The sequence below is a fragment of the Burkholderia seminalis genome (assembly GCF_001718535.1).
Classification (GTDB): domain Bacteria; phylum Pseudomonadota; class Gammaproteobacteria; order Burkholderiales; family Burkholderiaceae; genus Burkholderia; species Burkholderia seminalis.
Genome location: NZ_CP013400.1, coordinates 1,664,968 through 1,678,313 on the forward strand (window position 1 = coordinate 1,664,968; position 13,346 = coordinate 1,678,313).

General features: G+C 69.5%; 14 protein-coding genes. 5 read left to right on the forward strand and 9 right to left on the reverse strand.

Annotated features, from left to right (window positions below; translation table 11 throughout):
• Positions 1-186 precede the first annotated feature (186 nt).
• The gene (locus WJ12_RS28150) at positions 187-864 is read right to left on the reverse strand and encodes a hypothetical protein (RefSeq protein ID WP_082744617.1); all 678 of its coding nucleotides are present in this window, start codon (positions 862-864) and stop codon (positions 187-189) included.
• A gap of 750 nt (positions 865-1,614) precedes the next feature.
• Between WJ12_RS28150 and WJ12_RS28155 the strand changes: the two genes are divergently transcribed.
• Positions 1,615-3,003 (forward strand): DHA2 family efflux MFS transporter permease subunit, encoded by a 1,389-nt coding sequence (locus WJ12_RS28155; RefSeq protein ID WP_049036097.1) that lies wholly within the window; start codon positions 1,615-1,617, stop codon positions 3,001-3,003.
• 9 nt (positions 3,004-3,012) lie between these two features.
• Here the strand turns inward: WJ12_RS28155 and WJ12_RS28160 are convergent, their stop codons facing one another.
• Entirely contained in the window at positions 3,013-3,393 is a 381-nt protein-coding gene (locus WJ12_RS28160; RefSeq protein WP_059556593.1) for a DUF4377 domain-containing protein, read from the reverse strand.
• A 405-nt stretch (positions 3,394-3,798) separates the two neighbouring features.
• On the opposite strand from WJ12_RS28160, the gene WJ12_RS36960 reads away from it, so the two are divergent.
• The 3 genes from WJ12_RS36960 to WJ12_RS28175 all read left to right on the forward strand — a co-directional run bounded on the left by WJ12_RS36960 (position 3,799) and on the right by WJ12_RS28175 (position 5,945).
• A complete protein-coding gene (locus WJ12_RS36960) occupies positions 3,799-3,963 on the forward strand; it encodes a hypothetical protein (RefSeq protein ID WP_226103898.1) in 165 nt (54 codons plus the stop codon).
• Positions 3,964-4,129: 166 nt separating this feature from the next.
• Complete coding sequence (locus tag WJ12_RS28170; protein ID WP_059556594.1) at positions 4,130-4,576, forward strand: hypothetical protein; 447 nt, start codon at positions 4,130-4,132, stop codon at positions 4,574-4,576.
• A gap of 172 nt (positions 4,577-4,748) precedes the next feature.
• A complete protein-coding gene (locus WJ12_RS28175; RefSeq protein ID WP_059556595.1) occupies positions 4,749-5,945 on the forward strand; it encodes a tyrosine-type recombinase/integrase in 1,197 nt (398 codons plus the stop codon).
• A 70-nt stretch (positions 5,946-6,015) separates the two neighbouring features.
• On the opposite strand, the gene WJ12_RS28180 is transcribed toward WJ12_RS28175, so the two are convergent.
• From WJ12_RS28180 to WJ12_RS28210, 7 genes are all read right to left on the reverse strand, one after another.
• Entirely contained in the window at positions 6,016-6,234 is a 219-nt protein-coding gene (locus tag WJ12_RS28180; protein ID WP_049031193.1) for a YXWGXW repeat-containing protein, read from the reverse strand.
• A 57-nt stretch (positions 6,235-6,291) separates the two neighbouring features.
• Positions 6,292-7,449: a DUF1501 domain-containing protein gene (locus WJ12_RS28185; protein WP_034191276.1), complete on the reverse strand. Its 1,158-nt coding sequence runs from the start codon at positions 7,447-7,449 to the stop codon at positions 6,292-6,294.
• A 2-nt stretch (positions 7,450-7,451) separates the two neighbouring features.
• The gene (locus WJ12_RS28190) at positions 7,452-8,846 is read right to left on the reverse strand and encodes a DUF1800 domain-containing protein (RefSeq protein ID WP_059556597.1); all 1,395 of its coding nucleotides are present in this window, start codon (positions 8,844-8,846) and stop codon (positions 7,452-7,454) included.
• 254 nt (positions 8,847-9,100) lie between these two features.
• Complete coding sequence (locus WJ12_RS28195; protein ID WP_034191274.1) at positions 9,101-9,604, reverse strand: periplasmic heavy metal sensor; 504 nt, start codon at positions 9,602-9,604, stop codon at positions 9,101-9,103.
• Positions 9,601-10,020, reverse strand: a complete 420-nt coding sequence (locus WJ12_RS28200) for a hypothetical protein (RefSeq protein WP_034191273.1) — start codon at positions 10,018-10,020, stop codon at positions 9,601-9,603. The genes WJ12_RS28195 and WJ12_RS28200 overlap by 4 nt, the downstream gene beginning before the upstream one ends.
• Positions 10,017-10,790, reverse strand: a complete 774-nt coding sequence (locus tag WJ12_RS28205) for an RNA polymerase sigma factor (protein WP_082744618.1) — start codon at positions 10,788-10,790, stop codon at positions 10,017-10,019. The genes WJ12_RS28200 and WJ12_RS28205 overlap by 4 nt, the downstream gene beginning before the upstream one ends.
• Before the next feature lie 226 nt (positions 10,791-11,016).
• Positions 11,017-11,316, reverse strand: a complete 300-nt coding sequence (locus tag WJ12_RS28210; RefSeq protein ID WP_059556712.1) for a YXWGXW repeat-containing protein — start codon at positions 11,314-11,316, stop codon at positions 11,017-11,019.
• Between the two features lie 322 nt (positions 11,317-11,638).
• On the opposite strand from WJ12_RS28210, the gene WJ12_RS28215 reads away from it, so the two are divergent.
• Positions 11,639-13,324: a purple acid phosphatase family protein gene (locus WJ12_RS28215; RefSeq protein ID WP_034191271.1), complete on the forward strand. Its 1,686-nt coding sequence runs from the start codon at positions 11,639-11,641 to the stop codon at positions 13,322-13,324.
• Positions 13,325-13,346: the final 22 nt, after the last annotated feature.

Consider the following 13,346-nt stretch of genomic DNA (forward strand, 5'->3'; position numbering starts at 1 on the left):
CGGCCGCTGCGTGATATGCAAGGCACGGGGCAGGCGCGTATGTCCGACCGCGATTCACGCTCAGGGCGCGCGCAGTTACGTCGACATGGGCGGCTGACTCGCAATCAGCATATAAAACGCAAACAGCAAAAAACCCGTAACCACAAGGGTTCTTTTCCACTAGTTACGATTTCTCGAAACAAGTCGCTAAAACCGGTACGAAATCCCGATCTGCAAGACCGGATACCACCGGTATCGCGACATCACCTGTCGCAGTTGATCGAGCCCGCTCGCGACCAGGATCTGGCTCTTCGCCGGTCCGGCCGCGGCGGCCAGTTCCGGCGACAGCGAGTACGAACATTTCGGCATCCCGTACGCGACGCCGATATCGGCGACGAATCCGAGCCCTTTCGACGCCGGCCGGTGCCCGTAGCCGATTCCTACGTACGGCATCACGGTCGGATAACGCGCTTGCGCGACCGCATACATCCCCGGCAACGCCGGATACCGCTTGCCGCCGAACACGTACGTGCCGTTGGTCGGTACCGACACGCCGCGAAGCTCGTCGTCGTTGAAGCGCAACCCGAGCGTCGCGCGGAAGCCGCTGCCGCGCCACGGAAAGATGTCCGCGTACAAACCGCCCTGACGCAGCTTCAGGTCGTCCTGATAGCGATTGCCGGCCACCGTGAAGTCATGCGAAAGATCGATCGCATTGAAATCCGCATGCGCGCCCAGCATCGAATTGAAGCTGACGGCCGCACCGATGCCGACGCCCTGCGTACCGCCCTGCAGGTAGATTTCCTGCGCGTGCGCACTCGCGGCAAACACCACCGCGATGAATGCCCATTGGTTCACTGTCGTTTTCATGGGCGCCTCCCCCGACATGTGCCGGGCGCGACGCCCCGCCGCACGCGGCCTTCGTCGCGATGCGCGGTGCGAACCCCGGCACGACACCCTGCAAGCAAGCTTGCTGTTCGACGGATCGGGAACGCGTTGCCCCGTGCGCATGACCGATACGACATGCGCGGCGCCTGCGTCGCGGCACACGACGCCCCGCTCCCCGATCCGATCCCCGGTTTGTTTCGATGTCGTTACATGCCGCCGATGTGCAATCGTTCTGGCGAATCCGTCTGCACCGGCGGCACCGGGTCAACCGCAAGCCACGTGCCATGCGGCGCAAACCGCAGCGGGGAAGGCGTGACCGGCGCGCACGGGCGGCAACGCGGGTCGCGATGACGGGAAAATGTTTCAGGAACGTATCCGTATTCGGCGCGCCAGGCCGAAAGACGCGATTGACGGTCTTGCACGCCGATCGCGCGATGCCTGTGAAACGAGGCCGGACGGCCGTCAGCGCACGCGCGTCGCCATGGCGATCAATCGTGTGCAGAGGAATGCGCTGGAAAAACGTTGCAAAAATGTGCCCTCGAAACGGGCGCAAACGACGCCGATGCCACTCCGCACATGGCGAGGTAGGGTGAATACCGATGCGTGCGCATGCATCTTGTCCGTGGAGACGGACGCGGCCATCGGGCCGGGCACGCGCGGACGGCTTCCCGGCAGCCGCCGGAATCGGTACCATCGAACGCCTGAAGGCCGGCACGACGCCGGCCCGGCCGTCGTACCCTGCCTTTCGCCATGTCCCGGGAACCCACACACTCCGCGCTGCTCTGGATCGTCGCCGCTGCGTTCTTCATGCAGTCGCTCGACACGACGATCGTCAACACCGCGCTGCCTTCGATCGCCCAAAGCCTGCATGCGTCGCCGCTCGCGATGCAGCCCGTCGTGGTCGCCTACACGCTGATGATGGCGATGCTCACGCCGGCGTCCGGCTGGCTCGCCGACCGGTTCGGCACGCGCCGCGTGTTTTCGGTCGCGATCCTCGTGTTCGTGCTCGCGTCGATCGGCTGCGCGGCGTCCCATACGCTCGGCCAGCTCGTCGTCGCGCGCGCCGTGCAGGGCATCGGCGGCTCGATGCTGCTGCCGATCGGGCGGCTCGCCGTGCTGCGTCGCGTGCCGGGCGAACAGTACGTCGCGGCGATCGCGTTCGTGTCGATCGCCGGCCAGCTCGGCCCGATCGTCGGCCCGACGCTCGGCGGCTGGCTCACACAGGCGATTTCATGGCACTGGGTGTTCATCGTCAACGTGCCGGTCGGCGTGGTCGGCTTCATCGCGGTACAGCGCTACCTGCCGCACGACCAGGCGACGCAGCCGCCGCCGTTCGACTTCGTCGGCTGCGCGCTGCTGTCGGCCGCGATGATCGCGCTGTCGCTCGCGATCGACCCGCCGATGCCTGCACATCGTGCCGCGTGGGCGGCCGGGCTCGCCGTGGTCGGCCTCGCGAGCGCGCTCGCGTACCTGCCGCATGCGAGGCGGCGCGCGCAGCCGCTGTTCCGGCTCGGACTGTTCCGCGAGCCGAATTTCGGGTCCGGGCTGCTCGGCAACCTGCTGTGCCGGATCGGCACGAGTTCGGTGCCGTTCCTGCTGCCGCTGCTGATGCAGGTGCAGCTCGGCTATACGCCGCTGCAGTCGGGGTTGATGATGCTGCCGGCCGCGATCGCGGGCGTGATCGCGAAACGCTGGATCGCGCCGCTCGTGAAGCGGTTCGGCTATGCGGCGTTTCTGGTCGTGAACACGGCGATCGTCGGCTGCGCGATCGCCGGATTCGCGCTGGTATCGGCACGGCCCGCGCCGGTGCTGGAAGGCGTGCTGCTGATCGTGTTCGGCACGGCGAACTCGATGCAGTTCGCGGCGATGAACGGCGTGACGCTCAAGGGGCTGTCGCATGCCGACGCCGGCAGCGGCAACAGCCTGTTCACGATGATGCAGATGCTCGCGATGGGCCTGGGCGTGTCGATCGGCGGCGGGCTCGTGAACCTGTTCGCCGCCGGTTGGGGCTCGATGGCGCACGGGTTCATGCTGTCGTTCGCGTGCATGGGGGCGGTGACGCTGCTGTCGTCCGCCGTGTTCCGGCGGATCGATACGGCCGCGCCGCCGGCCGGTGCGGCGGCGCGGCCCTCGGCATGAACGCCGCCGTCAGTTCGCCTGACGGCGTTCGACGACGCGCTTGAGTACCCAGCGGATCGACGAGCCGTCGGCCGGCGGCTGCGCGACGCGGTATTCGTCGATTTCGAGCGTGTACAGGTAACCGGGCTGGTACGCGAACCCTTCGATGCCGGCGTACCACAGGCTCCACGGCTCGCTCGGACTGCTGCGCACCTGCAGGCACTCCATCGGCGCGACGCCCGTGCAGCGCGCGGACTGCGGCGCGACGTAGACGGTCTTGGTCACGGGCCTGGCGTCGGGCGCGCGGGCAGCACCGGATGCCGTGGCGGCCGCGTCGGTCTGGCATCCGGCGAGGAGCGTGCTGCCGGCAATGACGGCCGCGCCGAGCAGCGTTCGGGTCTTGTGAATCATCTGAGGTTCCTCTGGGAGCATTGGAGGGCCGATTAGACGACCCGCGCGGCGAGAAAGTTCACAATTACCTTACAAAACGCATCTGACCACCCGCATTTTGCCTCGGACGAGATCTTCGCCGAATGCGACGGCCCGCGCGTGCGCGGCGGCACGCCCGAAGCGTCGTATCCGCTGGAGGACCGCAAGCGGCAGAAGCTGATCCGCCAGGTGCGCGCGGAACGCACGGGTGTTATCACGCTATCGGTCGCGCACGCGATTGCGGTGTCGCGCCCGTCCGGCAAGCCCCTCTCGGCGTGCTGATCCGGGCGGTACGGTTGAGCGAGTGGTCCGGGGACGATCCGCGCGGGCCGGCGCGCGATCTTCATCCGCGATGCCGAGCGCAAGTCGCAGACGCCGCACGACGTCGTGCGCAAGCCGTTCGACCTCACGCCGGCCGAGACCGTGCTGGCGCTCGCGATCAGCAAGAACACCGCGCGCCCGTACCTGCGTGCGATCTTTTCGAAGACGGGCATCACGCGGCAGGCAACGCTGGTGCGGATGTCGTTGAACAGCGGGCTGTCGCTGGGGTGACGCGCACGATGGCCGCTGTACCGCGACCGGCATGCCTGAAACACGTTGCATGCTCGTTCCGCGTGGCCCCATAATCGGCCGGCACAAGCCAACCCGACAGCCGAAACCGGCGCGGGCGACAAGAGCCGCCGCATCGGCCGGCCAATCCGATTCGAGGGCAAACGAGATGGCACTCCGAACGATCAGACGTTCGATCTTTGCGGAACGGATGCCCGGCGCGACGCTGGGCGCGTGGCTGATGCTCTTCGTCGTGTGGTGCATCACGAGTTTCAATGCGGCACGCGGGATAATCGACACGATTCGACACCCTGAAGTACTCCTTGCGATTCACGTCAAGCCCATGTTCTGGGCAGGCATCGCATGGATGCTGCCGATGGTCGCCGCTCCCGCGATCGGCGGGATCTTGCTCTTCAACCTGGGCCGTCAAAGGCGCTGGGCCAGAACGTGGACGCTCGGATGGATCTCGCTCAGCCTCGCACTCAGCACGCGCTCGATGCTTGAACACGCACCCGGCTCCACCCTTCGATTGGCGGATTGCCTGCTGGTCATCGCCGCGCTGCTGCTATTGACGCCGAACAGCAGGAAGTGGTTTGGGGAACGGCGCCCGCTGTAGGCCGTGCCCGTCACCCGGTCGACCAGCTGACCGGGATCATCGCGATCGGTACTCGCCGCTTTCTTTGCCGCGCCCCGTTCAGGTACCATCGGCGCTTCCCGATACGCTTTGACGCGTTGCCATCGTCCGCCCGGCCAGGTCCGCGCGGTTCGCGCAACGCGCCGCCCCTCGCATGCCCTCTCCCGTTCCGTCCGACGCCGTGCTGCGCCCGCTGCCGATCGATGCGCTGACCGTGCCGGCGGCGCTCGATGGCCGCACGGGCACCAACCGCTCGGGCAACGCGCATCCGCAGATCGCCGCAACCCATGATCTCGACGCCGTGCGCGCGTGGCTCGCGCGCTTCGTCGACACGCCGACCACGTTCCAGAACTACCGCAAGGAAGCCGAACGCCTGCTGCTGTGGGCCGTGATCGCATGCGGCAAGCCGCTGTCGTCGCTCACGCACGAGGATCTCGTCGTCTACCGGCAGTTCCTGCTCGCGCCGGCACCTGCCGAGTTGTGGTGCGCGAACGGCGGCCGCAAGCATCCGCGCGACGATCCGCGCTGGCGGCCGTTCTACGGGCCGCTGTCGCCGGCCAGCCAGCGGCAGGCGCTGGTGATCCTGAACGTGATGTTCTCGTGGCTCGTGCAGGCCGGCTATCTGGCCGGCAATCCGCTCGCGTTGTCGCGGCAGCGCCAGCGCCGTCCCGCGCCGCGCGTCACGCGCCATCTCGGGCAGCCGCTGTGGCAGTCGGTCAAGGAGGCGATCGCCGCGATGCCGCGCGACGATGCGCGCACGCGCTTCCATGCGGATCGCGCGCGCTGGCTGTTCACGCTGCTGTATCTCGGCGGGCTGCGCATCACCGAAGCGGCCGACACGACGATGGGCCAGTTCTTCTGCCGGCGCGACGCGAACGGGCACGATCGCTGGTGGCTCGACGTGACGGGCAAGGGTGGCCGGCAGCGGCTCGTGCCGGCCACCGACGAGATGATGGCCGAGCTGGCGCGCTACCGGCGCGCCCACGGGATGCCGGCGCTGCCGTCCGACGGCGAACCGACGCCGCTCGTGCTGCCGGCCGGCCAGGTACGCAAGCCGCTCACGCGCGCGGCGCTGCACCGGATCGTGAAGCAGGTATTCCGGCAGGCGGCCGACCGGTTGCGTGCGAACGGCGAAGCCGGCGACCACCAGGCGCGCGTGCTCGAACAGGCGTCCGCGCACTGGCTGCGTCACAGCGCGGGCTCGCACATGGCCGACGGCCGCGTCGACCTGCGGCTCGTGCGCGACAACCTCGGCCACGCATCGCTCACGACGACGAGCCAGTACCTGCACGCGGACGACGACTGGCGGCATCGCGAAACGGAGGAGAAACACCGGATCGGGTGGGACTAGGCGGCGTGCCGCCGCGCCAATACGCGCCCCCGCTTCCCGGCCTCCCCGTCGCTCGGCACGTCACGCGAGGTCAGTACACGGCCACCCAGTGCCCGGGCACCCACGCCCAGTGATTGCCGGCCCACCGGTAATGCCCCTTCGCCCAGCGATAACCGGGCGCCGGTGGCGGCGGCGCCACTTCGACGACGGGTGCCGGCTGCGGCGGCCGCACGGGTTCGACCACGCAGGCGGACATCAGCACGGCACTCGCGCTTACCAGCATGGCCAACGAAACGGTCCGGATCTTCATCATCAATTCTCCCTGTTATGTCATGGTCCAGCGGGGACGAGCGCGGCTTGGGCCGCGTCATGCCGCGCCGCGAATCAGGCCGGTCATCGGCCGCGTCGCGCCGCTTTCCGCGAACAGCGCGGATGCGGTGCGGCGCGGATCGAGCCGCAGGCTTTCGGCGGCCGCGCCGGCGATCAGCGCGTCGAGCGACGCGGTCGGCTTCAGGTCGCGCCCTTCGTACAGGTCACCCGGCCGCAGCCCCGGCCAGTCGGCGATCACACGGCCGCCGGCAACCGCACCGCCCGCGAGCATCGCGACCGACGCCTGCCCGTGATCGGTGCCGCCCGTGCCGTTGACCGCCGCCGTGCGGCCGAACTCGGTCGCGACCAGCACCGTGGTCTGCTGCCACGCGGGCCCGAGGCCGTCGCGCAACGCGGCAAGCATCGTGTCGAGCGCTTTCAACTGGTTAGCGAGTCGCGCGTTCTGCGCGCTGTGCGTGTCCCAGCCGCCCGTCTCGATCATCGCGATCCGCGGGCCGTCGTCGCGCGCGAGGAACGTCGCCGCGAGCTTGCCGACGCCGGCGGGATCCTGCCGCGCCTGCGCATCACCGGCGAGGCCGCGCGCGTCCATCGCCGACTGCCACAGCGGGCCGAGCTGCGCATCGGCCTCGTAGAGCGACGACACGCGCGCGAGCAGGTCGTCCGGCGCGGCCGGCAAACCGGATGGCGCATACGACGCGGCCTGCACGGTGCCGCGCAACGCGAGCGGCACGGTCGGCGCGAACGCGATCGCGCTTTCGCGCGTCGCGGGCAGCAGCGCGGCAAGCCGGTTCAGCCAGCCGTCCTTCACCTGGTACGGCGCACGGCCGCCCGTTTCGAGCACGTTCTGGCCGTCGAAATGCGAGCGGTCGCGGTACGGCGACGCGATCGCATGAACGAACAGCGCCTGCCCGTCGCGGTACAGCTGCGCGGTCTGCGCGAGCGACGGGTGCAGCGCGAACGTGCCGTCGAGCCGCGTTGCTGCCGCCGTGTCGATCGCGAGCGGACCGCGCAGCGACGCATACGCGGGCTCCGCATACGGGACGACGATGTTCAGGCCGTCGGCCGCGCCGCGCTGGATCACGAACACGAAGCGGCGGTCGGTCGCGACGTTCGCGAACACGATCCGCGGCGCGACGAGGATCGCGCCCGCGCCGGCGGCGGCAACGCTCAGGAATTGTCGGCGTGACAGGGCCATGGTCATCTCCGTTGGAAATCGGGCGAGACGAGCAGCAACGCGAGCGATGTCGTCGCGCTTTCCGCGCGCGACAGTGCGGTCGCGGTCGGCGTGCTCATCGAACCGGCGAGCAGCGTGTTGCCGAGCGTGCGCGGATCGAGCCGGTCGCCCGTGCGCGCGGCCAGCCGCTGTGCAATCTCGACGCGCCGCACGAGCGCGTCGGGCGCGGCCCAGCTCGCGGCGACGTCGTCGTAGCCGGCCGGCGAGCCCGGCCGCCACACCGGCTGGCCGAGCTGCGCGAGCAGCGGCGCGGCCTTCAGGTCGCCCGTGTCGCGCCAGCCGAGCCCGCGCAGCGACGACACGGCCCACTCCCACGGCGTCTTGAACTTGCGATTGACCGGCGACCACGCGTCGGGCGCATCGACGAGCGCGCGATAGACGGTCGGCAGGTCGCCGCCGCTCGCATCGAACGCGCGGGCCAGCCGGTCGGTCAGCGCGGGCGGCGGATTGTCGGCGACAAAATGACGGGCGAGCTGGAACGCGATGTGCCGGCCCGTCGCATCCGAACGCGCGAGGTCGTGCAGGATCGCGCGTGCCTGGGCTTCGCCCGGCTGGTCGTAGGTGCGCCCCATCACCGTGCGCGTGCCCGGCTCGTGCAGCTTCGGGCGAAACACGAACGCACCGGGCGCGGCATCGCCCGGCTGCGGCCCTCGCCCGCCGGCGATGCTCCAGCCGGTCAGCGCACGCGCGAATTCCGTCACGTCCGCTTGCGTGTAGCCCGTGCGCACGCCGAGCGTATGCAGCTCCATGATTTCGCGCGCGAGGTTCTCGTTCAGCCCGCGCCTTGCCGACGGGTTGCGTGCCTCGGCGCGCAGCGCGGCCGGGCTGTCCGGGCCGACCGAGCGCGCCTGGTCGAGGAACACCTGCATCGCGGGATGCTGCTCGACGGCGACGAGCATGTCCTCGAAACGACCGAGCACGTGCGGGCGGATCGCGTCGCGTTCGAACGCGCCCGCATATGCGGCCACCTGCCCCTTGTCGACCGACACCGCGAAATGGTTCGCCCAGAAATGCACGAGATGTTCGACGAATGGCGTGGACGTGTTCAACGCGCTGTTCATGCGTGCGGTGACGGCACTGCGATACGCGTCGTAGCCGTCACGCCGGATCGACTGCGCGGTCGCGCGTTTCGCAGCCGCGTCGTCGCCCGTCATCGTGTTGCGCGCGTTCGCGAAGCGCGTCGCGAGCGCAACCGCATCGGGCTCGCCGGCCCACGCGGCGGGCCGCGCATCGTAACGGTCGAATTGCGCGACGAGCGCCGCCTTCGGGTCGGCAGGCGGCGCTTCGTCGGCGCGCGCGCCGAGACCGAAGCGGTTCAGCGCGATCGCGGCCGGCGTAATGTCGTTCGGGTGGTCCATGACGGGCTCTCTCGCGGTGCGTACCCCTGTTCAACGCGGGCGCACCGGGAAATCCGTCGCGGGAATCGCAAATAAATATCGATCGGGGAACGCGGGCGCAGTGACCGGCGGAAGGCTCGTCGCACGGCAGCGCACGTCACGAATGAACGAACAACGACGATGACGACGCAAGCCAGCGGAAAGGCGCACGCATTGCACGTGCCCGAGCGCGCGCGACGGCGACACGCGGATCGCGCGCCGCCGTCACGCAAGGCTCATTGACTCGCCGGCGGGTCAGGCTTCTTCTGCAGCTTCGGCGGCAAGCGCCAGTTGCCGCTGTGCTGCAACCCGTCGACGAATTTCATACGCTCGTCGGGCGTCAGCGTCACCGCGAAATCGACGACGCTGCGCTCGACCTGCGCACGCATCGCGGTATCGGCCGCGCGCGTGCGATCGAGCGCGGCGTCGATCGCCGCGCGATCGAGTTGCGGCGCGGCGAGCAGGTCCAGCACGGTGATCCGGCCGTCTCGCCCTTCGCGTGCAAAATCGCGGCCGGTCTTGCGCGCCGCCTTCAACGCGGCGGCGAATTCGCGCTGTCGCGCCTCGGGCAATTCGTCCGCCGCGAAACGCAACGCGGTGCGCGATGCCGGTGCGCCCGCCGCATGCAGGTCGCGATGCGTCGAGAACCACTGATAGGCACCGCCGCCGATCGCGCCGAGCATGAACACGTTCAGCACGACCGAGCCGACGAGGATGAATTTCCAGCCACGTTCAGTCATTCATCGCTCCAATCGATGCTCGGACCACCGAACGTCGTCGTCAGATAGCCCGATTCATGCTGTGACGGCGGCGCGCTGCCGAGCATCAGCATCGACACGGCCACCGCGCCCGCGAGCGCACCGGCCAGGCCGACGCCCGCGAACGCCGCGCCCGACCACCACACATTGCCACGCCGTCGCGCGCGCCGCGGCGCGGGCGCCGTCGCGACGATACGCTCGACCAGCGACGGCGCGGGCGGTGCGACCGTGTCGCACGCGAGCCACGCATCGAGGTCGGCCGCGTCGTCCAGCGCCAGCAGCGCTTCGCGCGGGTTCGCCTGCGCCCATGCTTCGGCGGCCGCTCGCTCGCCGGCCGGCCAGCGCCGCGCGTCGGAGCCGTACGCGGCGACGATGGTACGAAATCGTTCGGGTGTCATCGCTTGTCCTCGCTAGGTGGGTCGCCGGCCAGCTGCGCGCGCAGGTTGCGCCTCGCACGGGCAAGCAGGCTTTCCAGCGCATCGACGGTGATGCCCATCAGGTTGGCCGCTTCCACATTCGACATTTCCTGATAGTACTGGAGCACCAGCGCTTCCCGCTGCCTCGGCGGCAACGCGGCCAATGCCTGCCGCACGCGCGCGTCGCGCGAACGCAACTCCGCATGCGCGGCCGGCTCCGGTTGCGTGTCGGGCACGTCCGGCAGCGTATCGACGGGCTCCTCGCGGCGGCCGCGCAACCGGTCGTAGCAGAGATTCAGCACGACGCGATGCAGCCACGTATCGAAGCGCGCCTCGCCTTCGCGCCAGCGCGGCGCATGGTTCCAGATTCGCAAGAACGTCTCCTGCGCGACGTCCTCGGCTTCGTTCCGGTCGCCGAGCATGCGCGTCGCCAATGCGAGCAGCCGCGGCAGCTTGCGCGCGACCAGCACGCGCACTGCCGATGAATCGCGCGCGCCGACGCGCGCGACGAGTTCCGCGTCCGGATCGCGGTCGTCGCGATCGTTCAACGCCGCCCGCTCCGTCTCGCGGCGCGCGGGCGCCGCCCTGTGCCGGCAGGGATACCCGCCGCCCGGCTGAAGCTCATCGTCGTGCTCTCCTTGCATGCGTCGGGCCATCACCGGACGGCGCCACGCCGACTGTTCGTCGACGCCGCGCGCATCGCACACGGCGTCGGCCACGTCCGCTTCATCGACATCCGGTTCGCGCGGCATATCGATCCTGTCTGCCGGCCGCGCGACCGGCGGCCGGCGCGCTCAATATACGACGACCGGCGCGGGCCGGTAATACACCGGTCGGGCCGGCACCACGACGCAGCCGGCCAGCACCACGGCTGCGGCCGCCAGGATCACGATGGTTCGGAAAGGCATCGCTTCGACTCATGATGTTGCATGAAGAATCCGTCGCGCCGGCACGGCGTGCCGCGCGACGTCGTACGCATCAGGCCCAGTGGCCGGGCACCCAGCGCCAGGCCGGCCCGCGCGCGGCCCAATGCCCCGGTACCCAGTGATAACCGACACGCACCACTTGCCAGTGGCCCGGAATCCACACGTAGCGCCCTTGCCGCCAGTGCCAGTGCCCCTGGTCCCAGACGTAGCCCGCACGCGGCGCGGGCATCACTTCGACGCGTGGCGGCGGCGGGGCGACAGGCGCGACGATCACGGCCTGCGCGAACGACGCGGATGCCGCCAGCACGGCCACGCAGGCCACGGCAAATCGCAATGGAACGGAAAGTTTCATGAAAGACTCCGAAGTAACGGGCATCGACCGGTTGCGGCCGTTCATGCGTTAAACGGCGCGGGCGAAGCGATTCCGTCGCGGAATCCGCAAATAAATTCCAGACGGACCGAACGGGATTCGGCGCGGGTCGGACGCCACGCCGCGCGATCGCGCGTATCGGCTGCCGCCCAGCCGGGTTGCGGCGCTGTCACAACGCGGCAAAACTGCCCTTCGACAATGCATGCGACCGGGATCCCGCTCGTTTCCGGCCCATGCCCCGGCCGCGCTCGCGCACGGCCCCACGGTTCCACCTCTCGCGTCCCCACCCACGAAAACACCGACCATGTCGAACCAGGACACTCTCCCTGATCAGCCGAACGAGCCGGCCGCTTCGGTATCGCGTCGCGGCTTCCTGAAACTTGCCGGCGTCTCCGGCCTCGCCACCGCCGCCGGCGGCCTCGCAGCCGCGCGCGCCGCCGCGTCGAATCCGGACGGCACGCCCGAACAGGTTCACCTGACGTGGGGCAACGACCCGGCGTCCGAGGTCGTGATCTCGTGGGCGTCGCTCGCGCCGGCCGTCAATCCGCGTGCGCGCATCGTCGCCGACGGCGAGCCGCCGCGTACCGTGCACGGCGTCCAGCGCCTGTACACCGACGGCCTGAACGGCGAAACCGTGTTCACGTACCACGCGCGCGTGCACGGGCTGAAACCCGATACGCGCTACCGCTACGAGATCACCGCCGACAACGACGGCAACGCCGCGCAGCCGTTCTCCGCCAATTTCTCGACGGCGCCGCGCGGCCGCGCGCCGTTTCGCTTCACCAGCTACGGCGATCTCGCGACGCCGAACGGCGCGTGGGTGCTGTCGTCGCCGCAAAGCCGGTTCGCGGTGCAGGCCGTCGAGCAGTTCCAGCCGCTGTTCCACCTGCTGAACGGCGACCTCTGCTACGCGAACCTGAACCCCGCGCACCAGCCCGAGGTGTGGCGCGATTTCGGCAACAACAACCAGACGTCGGCCGCGAATCGCCCGTGGATGCCGTGCCCGGGCAATCACGAGATCGAGTTCAACAACGGCCCGCAGGGGCTCGACTCGTATCTCGCGCGCTATTCGCTGCCGGAGAACGGCACGCACTTCCCGGGCCGCTGGTACAGCTTCCGCGTGAGCTCGGTGCTGTTCGTGTCGCTCGACGCCGACGATGTCGTGTACCAGGACGCCGCCGCGTTCGTCGGCGGCCCGGCGCCGCTCGTGCCGGCCGCGAGCACGGGCCGCCCGCCGATCGAACCCGGCACGTCGTTCTACGTGCGCGGCTACAGCAACGGCGAGCAGACGCGCTGGCTCGAACGCACGCTGCGTCATGCCGCGCATGACGACGACATCGACTGGATCGTCGTGCAGATGCACCAGGACGCGCTCAGTTCGTCGAAAACGGGCAACGGTTCGGACAAGGGCATTCGCGAAGCGTGGCTGCCGCTGTTCGACCGCTACGGCGTCGATCTCGTGCTGTGCGGACACGATCACGACTACGAGCGCAGCTACCCGGTGCGCGGCTGCAATCACCGCGCGGGCGTCGACGCGACCACCGGCGAAGTGGTCGAGACGCTGCAGCCGCGTCCGGTCGGCTCGAACGACCCGGACCGCACCCGGTTCGACACGAGCCACGGCACGATCCACCTGATCCTCGGCGGCGGCGGCACCAGCGCGCCGCTCGACGTGTACGGCGAGAATCCGTCGACCGGCTTTGCGCGTGCGAAGGTGTTCACGAAGCCGAACCGGCCGGTGCCGGGCACCGCGCCGAACACGTTCGTGCGCCAGCCGGCCGATGCGCTCGAGGATGCGATCTGGTCCGCGCGCCGCGACACGGGCACCGGCTACGGGATCGCCGTGTTCGACCATGACCCGGGCAAGCCGGGCGGCCACACGACGATCACGATGCGCTACTACCACGCGCCGGGCGCCGACCAGCACCCGAGCGCGCAGTACGAACTGTTCGAAACGATCGAACTGAGCAAGAAGCGGCACGAACGGTGATCGTGCGGGCGCCCGCCGCGGC